The organism is Marinisporobacter balticus (genome assembly GCF_004345705.1).
Lineage (GTDB): Bacteria > Bacillota > Clostridia > Peptostreptococcales > Thermotaleaceae > Marinisporobacter > Marinisporobacter balticus.
This window is the reverse complement of sequence record NZ_SLWV01000005.1, coordinates 41,131-56,688: the sequence shown is the minus strand read 5'-3', so window position 1 is coordinate 56,688 and position 15,558 is coordinate 41,131. Positions and strand designations below refer to the sequence as shown.

At 33.7% G+C, this 15,558-nt stretch carries 14 protein-coding genes; 11 read left to right on the top strand and 3 right to left on the bottom strand.

Going from position 1 to position 15,558, the window contains the following annotated elements; all coding sequences use genetic code 11:
- The first annotated feature begins 6 nt into the window (after positions 1 to 6).
- The 9 genes from EV214_RS05570 to EV214_RS05530 all read left to right on the top strand — a co-directional run bounded on the left by EV214_RS05570 (position 7) and on the right by EV214_RS05530 (position 8,697).
- Positions 7 to 807, top strand: coding sequence for a flavoprotein (locus tag EV214_RS05570; protein WP_132243571.1), 801 nt, complete (start codon positions 7 to 9; stop codon positions 805 to 807).
- Positions 808 to 824: 17 nt separating this feature from the next.
- Positions 825 to 1,094 carry a EutN/CcmL family microcompartment protein gene (locus EV214_RS05565; RefSeq protein ID WP_132243569.1) on the top strand — a complete coding sequence of 90 codons (270 nt, stop codon included), beginning with the start codon at positions 825 to 827 and terminating at the stop codon, positions 1,092 to 1,094.
- A 13-nt stretch (positions 1,095 to 1,107) separates the two neighbouring features.
- Complete coding sequence (locus EV214_RS05560; protein ID WP_132243567.1) at positions 1,108 to 2,085, top strand: cob(I)yrinic acid a,c-diamide adenosyltransferase; 978 nt, start codon at positions 1,108 to 1,110, stop codon at positions 2,083 to 2,085.
- Positions 2,086 to 2,149: 64 nt separating this feature from the next.
- A complete protein-coding gene (locus EV214_RS05555) occupies positions 2,150 to 3,550 on the top strand; it encodes an aldehyde dehydrogenase family protein (protein WP_132243565.1) in 1,401 nt (466 codons plus the stop codon).
- Positions 3,551 to 3,566: 16 nt separating this feature from the next.
- The gene (locus tag EV214_RS05550; protein WP_132243563.1) at positions 3,567 to 4,904 is read left to right on the top strand and encodes a 4Fe-4S dicluster domain-containing protein; all 1,338 of its coding nucleotides are present in this window, start codon (positions 3,567 to 3,569) and stop codon (positions 4,902 to 4,904) included.
- 30 nt (positions 4,905 to 4,934) lie between these two features.
- Positions 4,935 to 5,783: a hypothetical protein gene (locus EV214_RS05545; protein ID WP_243116566.1), complete on the top strand. Its 849-nt coding sequence runs from the start codon at positions 4,935 to 4,937 to the stop codon at positions 5,781 to 5,783.
- 30 nt (positions 5,784 to 5,813) lie between these two features.
- Positions 5,814 to 6,362 (top strand): BMC domain-containing protein, encoded by a 549-nt coding sequence (locus EV214_RS05540; RefSeq protein ID WP_132243561.1) that lies wholly within the window; start codon positions 5,814 to 5,816, stop codon positions 6,360 to 6,362.
- A 182-nt stretch (positions 6,363 to 6,544) separates the two neighbouring features.
- Positions 6,545 to 7,573, top strand: coding sequence for a PocR ligand-binding domain-containing protein (locus EV214_RS05535; protein ID WP_132243559.1), 1,029 nt, complete (start codon positions 6,545 to 6,547; stop codon positions 7,571 to 7,573).
- 32 nt (positions 7,574 to 7,605) lie between these two features.
- Positions 7,606 to 8,697: a glycerol dehydrogenase gene (locus EV214_RS05530; RefSeq protein ID WP_132243557.1), complete on the top strand. Its 1,092-nt coding sequence runs from the start codon at positions 7,606 to 7,608 to the stop codon at positions 8,695 to 8,697.
- Between the two features lie 71 nt (positions 8,698 to 8,768).
- Here the strand turns inward: EV214_RS05530 and EV214_RS05525 are convergent, their stop codons facing one another.
- A complete protein-coding gene (locus EV214_RS05525) occupies positions 8,769 to 9,752 on the bottom strand; it encodes an ATP-binding protein (RefSeq protein ID WP_132243555.1) in 984 nt (327 codons plus the stop codon).
- 14 nt (positions 9,753 to 9,766) lie between these two features.
- Positions 9,767 to 10,813 carry a DnaD domain-containing protein gene (locus EV214_RS05520; RefSeq protein ID WP_132243553.1) on the bottom strand — a complete coding sequence of 349 codons (1,047 nt, stop codon included), beginning with the start codon at positions 10,811 to 10,813 and terminating at the stop codon, positions 9,767 to 9,769.
- A gap of 147 nt (positions 10,814 to 10,960) precedes the next feature.
- Here EV214_RS05520 and EV214_RS05515 point away from each other — a divergent pair, with 147 nt between their 5' ends.
- Together EV214_RS05515 and EV214_RS05510 are read left to right on the top strand one after the other, a co-directional pair.
- Complete coding sequence (locus EV214_RS05515) at positions 10,961 to 12,478, top strand: M1 family metallopeptidase (protein ID WP_132243551.1); 1,518 nt, start codon at positions 10,961 to 10,963, stop codon at positions 12,476 to 12,478.
- A gap of 178 nt (positions 12,479 to 12,656) precedes the next feature.
- On the top strand, positions 12,657 to 14,051 hold the full coding sequence (locus tag EV214_RS05510; RefSeq protein ID WP_132243549.1) for a M23 family metallopeptidase: 1,395 nt from the start codon (positions 12,657 to 12,659) through the stop codon (positions 14,049 to 14,051).
- Positions 14,052 to 14,091: 40 nt separating this feature from the next.
- Here EV214_RS05510 and EV214_RS05505 read toward each other — a convergent pair whose 3' ends face one another.
- Positions 14,092 to 15,447: a S8 family peptidase gene (locus EV214_RS05505; protein ID WP_243116564.1), complete on the bottom strand. Its 1,356-nt coding sequence runs from the start codon at positions 15,445 to 15,447 to the stop codon at positions 14,092 to 14,094.
- Positions 15,448 to 15,558: the final 111 nt, after the last annotated feature.

The window sequence follows — 15,558 nt, the reverse complement described above, 5'->3', positions numbered from 1 at the left end:
ATCTGGTTGGATATTAGAAAGATAATTGAAGAAACAATGATAGAGGTATTTACAACAGAAATTGTGAATGAAGTTTTACGGAGATTAGAAAATATGCCTAAAAAAGCTTTAGTAATATTTACAGGAGGATCTATAGGATTTAATGAAAGTATAGAACAAATAAAAAAACTAAAAGCAGATGGGTGGAAACTTAGACTATTGATCTCTAGGAGTGCTGAAAGCGTTTTAACAAAAGAGATTATTAAAGATAGGATCGGATCAGATGAAGTTGAAATACATGTTGAAAGAGATCCAAAAGAAATGAAGTTTTATTATTCAGATATAGATAAAGTTATATTTCCAGTACTTACGATGAATACAGCAACTAAGATTGCTCATGGTATATCAGATACACTGATTACTAATATTGTATCTCAGTGTTTGATGATGGATATTCCTATTGTTGCGGCAAAAAATGCGTGTGATCCATCAAATGAGGAGAGAATTCGTATAGGAATGGGAAAGGCACAAACAGCATACATCAATACATTAAACCACCATTTAACGTTGCTTGAGAGTTATGGTATAAAGTTGGTTTCTGGAAATGAGATATATGATGAAGTTATGAAAAGAACAAAAGAGCATACGAATAAAAAAAATCATCATACGAAAGAACAAGTTATGTATAAAAAGAAAGTATTGACGCGGGCAGGGCTTGTAGATGCCGTCGATGGAAACAAAGATTTAATGGTATCATCTAAAACGATTATTACAGAAATTGCAAAAGATACAGCAAGAACCCTAGGAGTCAAAATTATTATTCAGTGAAAGTAAGGTGGGGGAATATGTATTTAGCAAAAGTAATAGGTGTGGTTGTAGCCACACACAAAGTGGAATCTTTAAAAGGAGAAAAAATATTGTTGGTACAGCCAATTGATACGAATGAACACCCTACAGGGAATTCTCAAGTTGTAATAGATGCTGTAGGTGCAGGAGCTGGAGAGGTAGTATTAATTGCAACGGGTAGTTCTGCTAGGAAAGTTTTTGGAAATAATGACACACCGATAGATGCTTCCATCGTAGGAATCGTGGAGCATGTAGAAGTTACGGGCTAAGGAAGTGAAGATGATGGCTAATATTTATACAAAAACAGGAGATACAGGACAAACGGGTTTATTAGGTGGAAGTAGAGTATGGAAAGATAATCTTAGAGTGGATTGCTACGGAACATTAGATGAAGCAAATGCTATGATGGGTGTTGCATACTCTCTTTGTAAAAATGAAGAGATACAGATCATACTAAAAGATGTACAAAAGAAACTATTTGCTTTAGGAGCAGAGATTGCCTGCGATGAACAAGGTGAAAAGTATATCAAAGAAAAGATTGGAAAAGAAGATATTGAAAATTGTGAAAGAATCATAGATGCGTATACTGAAAAGACAGGGCCCTTAAAAGAATTCATTATACCTGGAAAAACTACAGCTTCAGCTACATTGCATGTAGCAAGAACCATTATAAGGCGTGCAGAAAGAAACATTATAAAGCTTTTAAAGAAAGAAGAAATAAGGGAGGACATTTTTAAATATGTAAATCGTTTATCGGATCTATTGTTTGCATTGGCAAGAGTGGAAGAAAATAGTGAATGGATACAAGAAGTGAAAAATCGGGTAATGGAAAAATTAAAGAATTACGAAAAGAATAATCGTATAGATCTTTGTATCGCAAAAAAAATGGCAGAAGCAGCAGAAGCAAAAGCTTTATCAATGGGTGTTCCCATTGTCTTTTCAATGGTTGATGAAGGGGGAAATCTAGTACTTCTTCATAGAATGAAGGAGTCTCTTTTGGTTAGCATAGATCTTTCTATAAACAAAGCATATACTGCCAATTCCATTAAGCTTCCTACCCATGAGATTGGAAAACTCGCTCAACCAGGGCAACCACTGTATGGGATACAAAATGGGGATAAAATGGTCATTTTCGGTGGAGGGTATCCATTAAGATGTGGAAGAAGAATTATTGGTGGTATCGGTGTGAGTGGAGGAAGTGTTGATGAAGATATGATGATTGCTTTTCATGCATTAAGAGTATTCGAGATGGAGAAATAATTTGCATATAAAATATAGATGGAATGCTACTTCTAAAAATTTTAAAGAAGGGGGAGATTAGAGCATGAACATAGATGCTTCAATGATAGAAAAAATTGTAAGAAATGTATTAGAAGAAATTCTAGATCAAAGCAATAATCATAAGGATGATAATAAATTTGGCGTGTTTCATAATATGGACGATGCGATTGATGCCGCATGGTTCGCTCAGAAAGAATTTGAAAAATGTAGCTTGACTAGAAGAAGTGAGATCATTCAAGCAATGAGAGAAGAATTGAGCAGAAATGTTGAAGATTTTGCAAAAATGGGTGCTGAAGAAACAGGAATGGGTAGATTTGAGCATAAGATTTTAAAGCATAAACTTGCTATAGAAAAAACGCCTGGTGTAGAAGATTTAAAACCAGAAGTGAGTACCGGTGATGGAGGATTGACTTTGTATGAAATGTCTCCTTTCGGAGTAATAGGCGCTATAGCACCTTCTACAAATCCAACAGAGACGATTATATGTAATGCGATAGGGATGCTTGCAGCAGGAAATGCTGTTGTGTTTTCTCCTCATCCAGGAGGGAAAAGAGTTTCTGTTTTAGCAGTAGAAACTATAAATAAAGCAATTGAAAAGGTGAATGGGCCTAAAAATCTTGTTGTTACTGTAAAAGAGCCAACGATTGAAAGTACCAATATAATGCTTAAGCATGAAAAAATTAATATGATTTGTGCTACTGGAGGACCCGGCATTGTAAAAATTGCTTTATCTTCTGGGAAAAAAGCAATTGGTGCAGGAGCTGGGAATCCACCTGCATTAGTTGATGAAACGGCAGATATTGAAAAAGCAGCAAAAGATATTATCGATGGATGTAGCTTTGATAACAACCTACCATGTACAGCTGAAAAAGAAGTAATTGTAGTAGATTGTGTAGCAGATCAGTTAAAGTCTTGCATGAGAAACTATTATGGATTTGAAATAAAAGACCAAGAGTTGCTACATAAATTAGAAAATTTAGTGCTGAATGAAAAAGGTATGATCAAAAAAGAGTTTGTTGGAAAAAATGCAGATTATATTATGAAGCAGATTGGAATCGTTATTAATTCTAGTATTAAAGTTATTTTTGCAGAAGTAGAGAAAGACCATCCATTTGTTATTGAAGAATTGATGATGCCGATTCTTCCTATTGTAAGAGTAAAAGATATAGATAAAGCAATCGAATTAGGGGTGAAAGTAGAGCATGGAAATAGACATACAGCCATTATGCATTCTAAAAATGTAGATAATCTAACTAGATTTGCAAAAGCTGTCCAAACGACTATTTTTGTTAAAAATGCGCCTTCATATGCGGGGATAGGATTTGGGGCAGAAGGTCATTCAACCTTTACAATTGCAGGCCCTACTGGAGAAGGATTAACTTCTGCAAGAACTTTTACGAGGAAGAGACGATGTGTATTGTCTGATGGATTCTCAATTAAATAGAATTGAGGGATAAAATATGGAAGAAAACTTTATTGATTTAATAAAAGAGGCTGGGATAATCGGTGCAGGAGGTGCTGGTTTCCCAACCCATGTAAAACTAAATACAAAGGCAGAATATATTATTGTAAATGGTGCAGAGTGTGAGCCATTACTGAAAGTAGATCAACAACTTATGGCTCAAAAAAGTGATGAAATACTGATAGCCTTAGACAAAATCGTTTTAGAAACAGGTGCAAAAAAAGGAATCATTGCATTAAAGAAAAAGTATAAAAATGCAGTGGAGAACTTAGATAAAGATAGCAATAAATATGAAAAACTAGAATTATTTACACTGGACAATTTTTATCCTGCTGGAGACGAACAAATTACTGTATACGAAGTACTAAAGAGAATTGTACCAGAAGGGGGTATCCCTTTAAATGTGGGTGTGATTGTAATAAATGTAGAAACTTTATTAAATGTATATAATGCGATGCATAAGATTTCTGTTACAGATAAGTATTTAACGGTAACAGGTGCTGTGAAAAATCCTATTACCATAAAAGTACCTATTGGTATTTCTGTTGCTGATGCTATTGAATTAGCAGGGGGTGCTATAGTAGATAAGTTTAAGGTAATAGATGGTGGCCCCATGATGGGAAAGATTGTAGAAGATATTCATCAACCAATCAAAAAGAACACAAAGGGCTTAATCGTTCTACCAGAGAATCATTCTTTGATATTATCGAAAAGTAAAAAGATAGAACGTATGTTAAAACAAGCAAGAGCTGCTTGTTGTCATTGTTCTTTGTGTACAGATGTGTGTCCGAGAAACCTATTAGGACATAAATTATCTCCAGATAAACTTATGAGATTAGCAAGCTACAATAGTACTTGTGAAAGCAATTCAAAAATAACGGATGCATTTTTATGTAGCGAATGTGGTCTTTGTGAACAGGTATGTATTATGGGACTTCAGCCTTGGAAGTTAAATAAGTTTTTAAAAGGTCAATTAAGTGGGAATGGCATAAAAAATCCAAATAATAATGTACCAAAGGAAACGAAACCTTTTAGAGAATACAGAAAGTTTCCAGTAAATAAATTAAAAGCAAGACTAGGAATAGAAAAATATGATGTAGATGCACCACTAACGGAACAGATCAAAAAAGAATTTAAAGCTGTTGTTATAGCTAGATCACAACATATAGGGGCACCAGTAGAACCGATAGTAAATGTAGGAGATCAAGTTACGAAGGGACAGTTAATTGGAGAAATCCCAGATAATAAACTAGGTGCAAAGATTCATGCAAGTATAAATGGGATTGTAAAAAATATTACGGATAAAAGTATTCTTATCTGTAGGGCGGATAATTAGTAATAAAATAATATATAAGGGGGAGAATCTATGATTACGGTAGAAGTCATATTAGCTGCATTTGGTGGAGGCGTTTTTGGGGCATTAATAGGTGCATTGCCAGCATTTATTTTTGTGGGAGTTATGGGATTGATTGGAATTGCTGTGTCGGCTTGTGGAGGAAATGTAGATATAGTTGGAAATGTGGCGTTTGGGACATTGTTCGGTCCTCATATTGCATTTGCAGGAGGGGTTGCTGCAGCGGCTTATGCAGCAAATAAAAAACATTATTTAGAAAGTGGAATGGATATATTAACACCACTTCTAAAAACAAAAGACGTTGGCGTTTTACTTATAGGTGGAATATTTGGAATATTAGGATATTTAATAAACTTCTTTTTTGTTTCAATTGCATTACCAACAGACACTCCTGGATTTACTGTATTTATACTATGCGTAATTGCAAGAATTATATTTGGGAGTACAGGGATTATTGGGAAAACTGAAATAGCAGCTACATCAGAGATGGAAAAAAGAAGTTTTTTTCCCGACTCAAAAACATTAGGATTCAGTATTGTATGGTCACTAGGACTAGGGTTGGTAATTTCTTACATTGTAAGTATTACACAAATTAACATAATCGGTTTTTGTATTAGTGCAGCTTTATTAATATTTGTGCAAATGGGATTTGAATTCCCTACAACACATCATATTACTTTAGTTGCAGGATATGCAACAATGGCTACTGGGAATATGTTTATAGGTGCTGCATTTGCAGTGATTGCATGTGTTGTTGGTGAAATTGTTGGAAGAACACTTAATAGCTGTTGTGATACGCATATAGATCCTCCAGCAACAACGATATTTTTGTGTAGCTTCGTTATATTTATATTCATGTAAATATTCTACATTTTGAAAGAGGAGAGTACAATGAAAAAATCAATTGGACTATTAGAATTTAAAAGTATTGCAAAGGGTATAGAAGCGACGGATCATATGTTAAAATCTGCAAATGTTGAACTGGTTTTATCATCGCCCTTATGCCCTGGGAAATATATCACAATATTATGTGGAGATGTGGGAGCTGTTAAGAATGCTGTAAAAACTGGAGAACATATTGGAGGGAACTTTATAATAGATAGTTATGTCATAGCGAATGTGCATGAAGATATATTTCCTGCACTTACAGCTACTACAAATATTGAAAGAATTTCTTCCTTAGGGATTATTGAAACAATGTCTGCCATCACATCTATTATGGCAGGAGATATTGCACTAAAGGCTGCCAATGTACAATTGTTAGAAATAAGGGTAGCGAGAGGCCTTGGCGGAAAAGGGTTTATACTACTTACAGGAGAAATCGGTGCTGTTAAATCAGCAGTAAAGACTTGTGAGCATAAATTAGAAGAAACTGGAGATATCATTAGTACGGTGGTTATCGCATCACCAAGTGCAGATTTGATTCCTAAACTTTTATAAATAATATAGAATGGAAGATTATAATGAAAAAAGTAAAAAATGGATAGAAAATTGTAAAAAAAAAGGTTTTCCTTAGTTTTTATAGAATTAAAGATAGTAAATAGTTCTATCTTTCGTAAGATACTCATCAAAAGAGCAGAATGTTGAGGAGTACGATTGAGAACTTTTAAGGGAGGGATTTTATGTTAAAGAAGGAAACCTTAGATTTCTCAAAAATAAGATTATCTGAAATTATTGATTTAGATTTTCTCCAACGATTTCAGGATGATTTTGCAGAATCGGTAGGGGTAGCAAGCATATCAGTAGATATGGAAGGAAACCCAATATCTCAACCGAGCAATTTTAGAAAATTTTGCATGGATCTTACAAGAAAAAGCAGTGAAGGACTTAGGAGATGTAAAGAATGTGATGTAAGCGGCGGAAAAATATCAGCAGATACAGGAAAACCTTATATATATGGGTGCCATGCTGGATTGGTAGATTTTGCAGCGCCGATCATTGTAGAGGGAAGACAGATTGGCGCTATCCTTGGAGGACAGGTTTTAACAGAAAAACCGGATTTAGAGAAAATAAGAAGAATTGCATTTGAATTAGAAATAGATCCCAATATATATGTTGAAGCGCTTGAGGAAGTAGAAATTTTAAGCAAAAGAAAGGTTGAAAAAGCAGCCGACTTACTTTTTTTAGTTGCAAATACTATTTCACAGATGGGGTATAATCGATTGAGAATAAAAAAGGCTACAGAAGATTTGGATGAAAATATTCATCAGATTGTCAAAGCAATCGATGAGATGGCAGGATCGTCTGTACAGGTTACAGAAAACCAAAATGATTTGAATAATGAAATACAAACAATTAATACAGTATCAAGAGAAATTAATAATTTTCTTGATTTTATAAAGAAAATATCTAACAGAACAAAATTATTAGGATTAAATGCTTCTATCGAAGCAGCTAGAGCAGGACATGTAGGGGTTGGGTTTGGTGTTGTTGCAAAAGAAATTCAAAAGTTAGCAGATGAGTCTAAGGAAACTGTAGATAAAATAAATGATTTTACTGAAAATATTATAAAAACTGTAGACGGTACTGTTGAAAAAGGAAAAGAATCTCTTATAGGGGTAGAACAACAAGTTGCAGCAATACAGGAAATTAATGCAAATATACAAGCGTTGGCTTTTACAGTTGAAAACATGGTAGATTTAATTGTATGATGTTGCAATAGAATTAAAGGGAGGAAATTTTTATGGCAAAAATTATTATGTCTCCAAGTAAATACATACAGGGAAATGGTGAGCTGAAAAAACTCTATGCACACACTGCTAATTTAGGAACAACTTTTCTTGTTTTAGCCACAGAAGGTGGAATGAAAAGAATAAAGCATATCGTAGAAGAAAGTTTTAAAGATCAAAGTAAAAAATTAGTTTTTGAAATATTCAATAAGGAATGTTCAAAAGAAGAAATCAACAGATTAATTGAAATCTGTAAATCAAATGGGTGTGATGCAGTCATTGGTATTGGTGGAGGAAAATTATTAGATACAGCAAAAGCAGTTTCTTATTATGAAAAAATGCCAGTGGTGATTGTGCCTACGATTGCATCTACAGACGCGCCATGTAGTGCATTATCTGTTTTATATACACCAGAAGGTGTTTTTGATCAATATCTAGTACTTCCTAAAAACCCGGAAATGGTATTAATGGATACAGATATTATTGCAAAAGCACCTGCAAGATTATTGGTAGCAGGTATGGGAGATGCTTTAGCAACCTATTTTGAAGCAAGAGCGTGTGATATTTCTAAGGCTACAAACATGGCGGGACTTCTTCCTGCAAAATCAGCTTATGCATTAGCACAGCTTTGCTATGAAACGCTTTTAGAAGAGGGTCTAAAAGCAAAATTGGCACTTGAAAATAAAGTGGTAACGCCTGCTGTTGAAAATATTATAGAAGCCAATACTTATTTAAGTGGGATAGGTTTCGAAAGTGGGGGACTTGCTGCCGCCCATGCGATTCATAATGGATTTACAGTACTTAAAGAGTGTCATCACTTATATCATGGAGAAAAAGTTGCTTTCGGAACACTTGTGCAACTTGTAATGGAAAACTGTTCTATGGAAGAAATAGAAGAAGTGATTCAATTCTGCAAATCTATAGAGCTTCCAATAACTTTAGGACAAATGGGTGTAAAAGAAGTTAAACCTAAAGAAATAATGGAGGTTGCAAAAGCTTCATGTGCTGAAGGTGAAACGATCTATAATATGCCATTTGAAGTTACAGCAGAAAGTGTTTATGCAGCTATTTTAACAGCAGATGCAATAGGAAAAAGATATTTATAATATAAAAAAGTTGAGAGCAAGCCGTTTTGTGTTAGCGCTCAACTTTTTTATTTAGCAAGAAATGATAGACTTTATGATTCCCACCTTAAATCTTTCCCATAAAACCGATGCTTCGTAAAGGAACCTACAATGCGTGAAAAAATCCGATCACTATAGGTGTTTGCAAGTTCATCGGGAGATAGATTGGTAGAGATAATAATTTTTTTGTTTTGAATGAGTCTTGTATTGATGATATTAAAAAACTCTGTATTTGTAAAAGTATTGGTAAGCTCTGTACCTAAGTCATCAATAATCAATAAATCACTATCAAATAGAAGATGATAGACTTCTTCTGTATCACTCGTTCTTTTTTTATTAAATTTATAGTCTTCTAGGATTTCTAAAATCTTAAAGGCTGTTTGATACACAACAATTTTTCCTTTATCTAATAAGGATTTGGCAATGCAATTGCACAAAAATGTTTTTCCGAGTCCAGTTGTTCCATAAAACAGAAGATTTTCAGTAGGTCTTGCATTAAAGTTTATAACAAACCCTTCAGAGACATTTAAGATATGGAGCATATTCTGTCGAGGGGTTAAATGTTCATCTTCAAAGGGTTGATCTGAAAAGAGTTCAATATTAAAGTTGTGAAAATTTTCTTTTTTCAATATTTTGTTCAGATTGGACATGGCATAAGTGCGGTTGATTATTTTTTGTTTAAAGCAGTTGCATTTTTTTCCTGAATTTACAAATCCAGTATCTTTACAATTAGAACATTGATAATTTAGATGTAGATAATGGATAGGAACATTGTTTTCTGTAAGCAAAATAGCTTTTTCTTGTTTGAGCCGTTCCATCTTTTTATGGATATTAGATACAGCATCCTCATAATTTGATGTATTTCCCAATATGGCTTTTGATATCAATATACCTGTTTTTCCTATTTCTGTATCAATTTCTTTTATCTTAGGAATCACTTCATAAACTTCTGATTTTCTTTTATCTAATTGTTTTTTTTCAAAGTCTCTTGATTTTTCATATTCTAAGAGGATTTCTTTTATATATTTCTTATGCAACCTAGACACCTACCTTATTTGTTCTTTCTAAATAATTTTTCTAACTCATCTTTTGAGTATTTAGCGGTTCTTTGCTCAAAATTATGAAATCTTGTAGTGGCTGACTTCGTTTGCTTTTGAGGGGCTGCTTTTTTTGTTTTTTCTTTATTTTCTACATCCTCGACAGATTGAATGTTGTCATTTTTCCAGGCATTTAAGATACTATGAATATAGTTGATGTTTGGGTTGGATGTTTTTTTTGAATTTTCACAGGCCTTTAATATCATATCTATACTAAAATTCCATTCATTAATCCATGTATCGATACTCTTTTTTTCCGCTTCAGAAGGCTCTCTGAAATGAAAACCTAAGGCTTTAAATATTTTTCTATATTGTATATAACGAACATCTGTTTTTTCTAGATAATCATCCAACTTGTCCATCGTTGTAATGCCATGATCATACCAGTTTCTGATAATAGCACCTATATATTTTATATTTTTTATTTTTTTCTGTTCTATAGCATACATAAAAGCGCGGACAATAAGATCTGGATCCATATTATAATTATAAATCCATTCAAGGATTTCCATCATTTGATTCGGAACTAAACTTCTTCTGATAAGTTGGTTAATATGATAAAACATTTCTTTTATTTCAGGAACCTTATTTGCTTCAATAAGATCGGTTGGAGAACAGCTATAGGTGCTAGACGTCTCTTCATCTTCATTAGAAACATTTAGGACCTTGAAATTATTATGGATATATAATTGTTTTAAACTTAAGAACTCAACTGTGTACTTTGTCTTGTCCTCTGGATCGATAAAATGTTTTTTGACAATCCCCTTTTGCTCCCAAAAATCCCATGCATCGAAAACATCAGATAAGGGGATCATGAGATGCTTAGCGATTGTTTGATGATCTACAGAAAGGGACACATCTTTATCATTTGCATATTTATAACCTAACAAATACACCTTTACATAGGTACCATTGGCCATAGGCATAAAATCATTTATAAATATATTTTCTATAGGGGTATCCCCTAGATCAAAATCTTCAGTTTGCTTAATAAAATGCAAAGCTTTCCCTCCCTAATACTTTCATGAGTCTATTATATCATAATTGATGGGTTAAGTTTAGAAGGGCTTAAAAATATGTACATATTAGGAAGAATGAAAAATATAGATAGTATAAGCAGATAAATTAGGGCGAAGGAGGTGCATGTTTTGATAAAGATTTGTTCTAGAAGAAAAATATTGGTGATTACAATTGTAAGTTGTATTTTAACATTATCTGTTATTGGTGCAAAGCTAAGGGTGATTGAAACTGTGCAGACTGTATTGCAGGGAGAAAAATTAGAAAAATCTAACAGGATGAATGTCTATAATATTGCTGCAGATTTTGATCCCGTAGAAAGAATTATAACAGCAAAGGAAAAGATAACATATAGAAACGATGAAAATATTTCATTTAATGCATTATATTTTCATTTATATCCAAATGCATTTAAGCATGAAGATACAACACCTTTTGAAAAAAATGAAATGGAGCATGCTTATCCAAAAGGATTTGAGCCAGGATATATTGATATTCATTCTATACAAGAAAATGGTGAAGCGTTAAATTATGTGGTTATGGGCATAGGCGAGAGTATTTTGAAAGTTCATTTAAATAAGTCGTTAGAGCCAGGAAAGAAAATAGATTTAAATATAGATTTCTCTGTAAAGGTTCCCCCATCCTGTGGACGATTTGGATATGGAGAGAATACGATCAACATTGCAAATTGGTATCCAATCCTTTCTGTATTCGATTGGAAAGGGTGGAATTTAGATCCTTACTATGCCATTGGTGATCCGTTTTACAGTGATGTGGCAAATTATAGAGTAGAGATTTTAATGCCACAGGAATATATTCTTGCCTATTCAGGAGATTGTATTAAGAAAGAAAGCATAGAAGGGAAAATAAGATGGACAATAGAAGGGGAGAAAATAAGAGATTTTGCTATGATTGCTAGTGACAAATTTAAAATGGTAGATGGTGAAATAGATGGAATAAAGATACATTCTTATTATTTTGATGGTCAATTTGGAGATTTGGCATTAGATACGGCAAAAGATTCTATAAAAATATTTAGCAATCTATATGGAAAATATCCATATAAACAATTTTCTGTTGTTGCTTCAGATTTTTTTATTGGTGGTATGGAATATCCTAATTTGGTTTTTATTGATCAATCCTTGTATAAAGAAGAAAATAAACAAATCTTAGAGTATGTCATTGCTCATGAAGCAGCACACCAGTGGTGGTACGGTATTGTAGGAAATGATGAAGTTAACGAACCGTGGCTAGATGAAGCGTTGACAGAGTATTCAACATTACTATATTATGAAAAAAAATATAATGCTGAAACAAGAGATGAAATCTATAAGAATCTGATTCTAAGATACTATAACGCTTATATAGAGGGGAAAAATCTTAAAGAATATCACGTTTGCAGGAGCATTAATAAGTTCGAAGATTCACAAGAATATCAAGTGTTAGTCTATTATAGAGGTGCTATGTTTATAAAAGATTTAAGAAAACAATTAGGGGATGAACTTTTCTTTCAAGCAATGAAGGTTTATTTTGACAAGTATAAGTATAAGAATGCAAATACAGAAGATTTCATCCATGTATGTGAGAAAGTAGCCAATAGAGATTTGAGAGGAAGCTTTAAGCAATGGCTGAGGTATGAAAAGGAATAATATCCAATATTATACACAAACTATAAAGAGATGAAAAATTGCTAATTCCAAACGAAGGTTGATAGATTTTGAAAGTATGATATAATAGAAAAGCTAGAAGGCATATAAAGAATTCGAGACTTTAATAATAAAAAATTATCATACGAGAAAGATCGAAATAGGAAGGGAGCCTCAAAAGATGAAAGCAGATGGATCGCTTGAGGAGATAAAAAAAGGGTTTTTTAAATATTATGAAAAACTAAATAAAGATGGTAAAGGTAAAATATATATAGGATTGATTGCAGCAGTAATTTTAATAGGAATAAGCACCTTTGCATATAGTTATCAAGCAGCCTATACTGTAAAAATAGATAATACAGTTGTGGGGATCGTAAGAGATAAAGAAGACTTTACAAATATTGTGGAAAGTATGCAAAAAAGATTGCGTGCCAAATATAATACGGATGTTCTATTTCATGATGCAATAGATTTTGAGAGAACAAGGGCAACGGATGAAGAATTATCAAAACCCGCACAAATCGGAAAGATCCTACAGAAAAAGCTGAACATTAAAGTAAAAGGATATGGCATTAAAGCAGATAAAAAAATAATTACGGCAGTAACTACAAAAGCAGAAGCGAATAAAGTTTTAGAAGAAATAAAAAAGAATTACATAGACGAAGAAAAAAACTTTGAAAAGATTTATTTTGTTGAGAATGTAGTTGTAGAGGAAGTGGAAGAAGATATCAACAACCTAAAAATAGAGCAGGATGCAGTGAAAATTATTTTACAAGGAACAGAAGAAGAAAAAATTCATGAAGTGCAACAAGGGGAAAGCTTTTGGACGATTGCAAAGAAATATAAATTAAATGTAGATGATTTGCTAAAAGCAAATCCAGATGTAAGTCCTGATAAATTGCAAATTGATCAAAAGATTAGCCTTGTTGTACCGAAACCACTTTTGACCGTTGCAACGGTTGAAAAAGTAAACTATGAAGAAAAAATTCCTTATGAAATAGAGTTTGAAGAAACATCTGCTTTATATAAAGGTGAAAAGAAGATCAAGGTAAACGGAAAAGATGGGCAAAGGGAAATACTAGCAGAAGTAGTAAAATACAATGGTATTGAATTTTCAAAAAACATTCTAGAAGAATCAATCATTGAAAATCCTACAAAGCAGGTTGTATTAAAGGGAACAAAGAATCCGCCACCAAAGAAGGGAACAGGAACACTTGACAACCCAACAAGAGGAAGGCTTTCTTCTAGGTTTGGATGGCGATGGGGAAGAAAGCATACAGGAATAGACCTTGCTGGACCAATAGGAACACCTATAAAAGCAGCAGATGGAGGAAAAATAATCTTCTCAGGCTATAAAAATGGATATGGAAAATGTTTGATTATTGATCATGGCGCGAATACACAGACTTATTATGCACATTGTAGTAAGCTTTTGGTATCAAAAGGACAGAATGTATTTAAAGGACAAAAGATTGCTGAGGTAGGAAATACAGGTAGAAGTACAGGACCTCATCTCCATTTTGAAGTAAGAAAAAATGGTGTACCTGTAAATCCATTGAATTATGTAAGATACTAAAAAAGAAAAAAAGCCTAGCCTGAAGCTAGGCTTTTTTATTTTACAGGAACAATAAGAGAAGCGGTAATAGACTAGGATCTAAAAGATTACTTAGAAAAGACCAATCCTTTTTAGGTCTATTACTGTTATTAGGTCTGTTTGGGCGTCTAGGTCTTCTTGGAGGAAGTGAAACATTATTGTCGTCATCTTTATTATGATCATCCGGTCTTGGAACAGTTTCATCACCTATATCTAATACGCCTTTTATATTTAGAATACCAGCACCTTCTGTATATATACTGTCACCAATATTTATAGCAGTATTAGATAACCTTGTGTTTACGGCTAATGGAGATAGGTTAGGTTCTTTTTGATAAAGTAAAGCCGCTGTTCCTGAAACCATAGGGGTAGCCATAGAAGTACCAGAATGGCTTACGTAAGCAGCGTGCCCTTTGTTAGATAAAGACATAATATCTACGCCAGGTGCGACTACGTTTGGCTTAGCTAGCCCAGCAGGGGTTGGACCTCGACTTGAAAAATCAGCTACAAAATCATCTTCATAAGAGGTGGTACGGTTATCATCTACTGCACCAACAGTAATAACGGATGGACTAATCCCAGGGCTTGTAATAGAACGAGGATTAGGGCCATTATTCCCTGCCGCGACGATTACGGTTAATCCATTCTTTACTGCTTCAGCAGCACCTTTTGCTAATGGGTCTTCTCGATAAGTTTTATCGGCTGGAGAACCCAAAGACATATTTACAATCTTTATATTGTACTTATCTTTGTTATCAATCACCCACTGAAGTCCTGCAAGTATATCAGATGTAGATCCACTACCTGTTTCGTCTAAAACCTTTACACCAATAATATTTGCATCTGGTGCAATGCCCTTATATTTTCGATTTGCATAGCCATTTCCAGCAGCGATTCCTGCAACATGGGTTCCATGACCATCATCATCATAAGGATATGTTTTATTATTTACAAAATCTTTAAAGGCGATGATTCTGTTCGCTGGTTTTACTAAATCATCATGAGGATACACGCCTGTATCTAGTACGGCAATCCCTACGTCTTTACCAGTATAACCTATGTCATGTACTAAATGGCCAGCTACAGCTAATGAAGCGTTATCCATACATTTAAATACTTTTGCATCGTGATTTATAAATTGAATCATGTTGTGGGCTGCGACATGATCAATTTCCTTTGCAGGTATGTCTGCTACGATGGCATTGATGAGTGGGATATGGTATTTTATTTTTCCACCAGCATCAAGGATACAATCTTTGATATGATCACAAGTGCCGTTACTATATATGATAGCTGGAATATATTCTTTTGTTCCTGCAGACATTCGCGCTACTACTACGGGATGAACGAACTGGGCTCTAACTTTTCTTATATTCATCATGCTCACTCCATATAATCTATTTTCACTATCAATGTATGCCAAAGATAAAAGAAGTGTTCATCAAAGTAAGAAGATTTTGAAGAGGAAGCAGCAGATCGAGAGAATGTT

Excerpts from the sequence above, each read along its gene's own strand:
- EV214_RS05565 (WP_132243569.1), top strand. The coding sequence starts at position 825 with ATGTATTTAGCAAAAGTAATAGGTGTGGTTGTAGCCACACACAAAGTG.
- EV214_RS05560 (WP_132243567.1), top strand. The coding sequence starts at position 1,108 with ATGGCTAATATTTATACAAAAACAGGAGATACAGGACAAACGGGTTTA.
- EV214_RS05555 (WP_132243565.1), top strand. The coding sequence starts at position 2,150 with ATGAACATAGATGCTTCAATGATAGAAAAAATTGTAAGAAATGTATTA.
- EV214_RS05550 (WP_132243563.1), top strand. The coding sequence starts at position 3,567 with ATGGAAGAAAACTTTATTGATTTAATAAAAGAGGCTGGGATAATCGGT.
- EV214_RS05545 (WP_243116566.1), top strand. The coding sequence starts at position 4,935 with ATGATTACGGTAGAAGTCATATTAGCTGCATTTGGTGGAGGCGTTTTT.
- EV214_RS05540 (WP_132243561.1), top strand. The coding sequence starts at position 5,814 with ATGAAAAAATCAATTGGACTATTAGAATTTAAAAGTATTGCAAAGGGT.
- EV214_RS05535 (WP_132243559.1), top strand. The coding sequence starts at position 6,545 with ATGTTAAAGAAGGAAACCTTAGATTTCTCAAAAATAAGATTATCTGAA.
- EV214_RS05530 (WP_132243557.1), top strand. The coding sequence starts at position 7,606 with ATGGCAAAAATTATTATGTCTCCAAGTAAATACATACAGGGAAATGGT.
- EV214_RS05510 (WP_132243549.1), top strand. The coding sequence starts at position 12,657 with ATGAAAGCAGATGGATCGCTTGAGGAGATAAAAAAAGGGTTTTTTAAA.
- EV214_RS05505 (WP_243116564.1), bottom strand. The coding sequence starts at position 15,447 with ATGAATATAAGAAAAGTTAGAGCCCAGTTCGTTCATCCCGTAGTAGTA.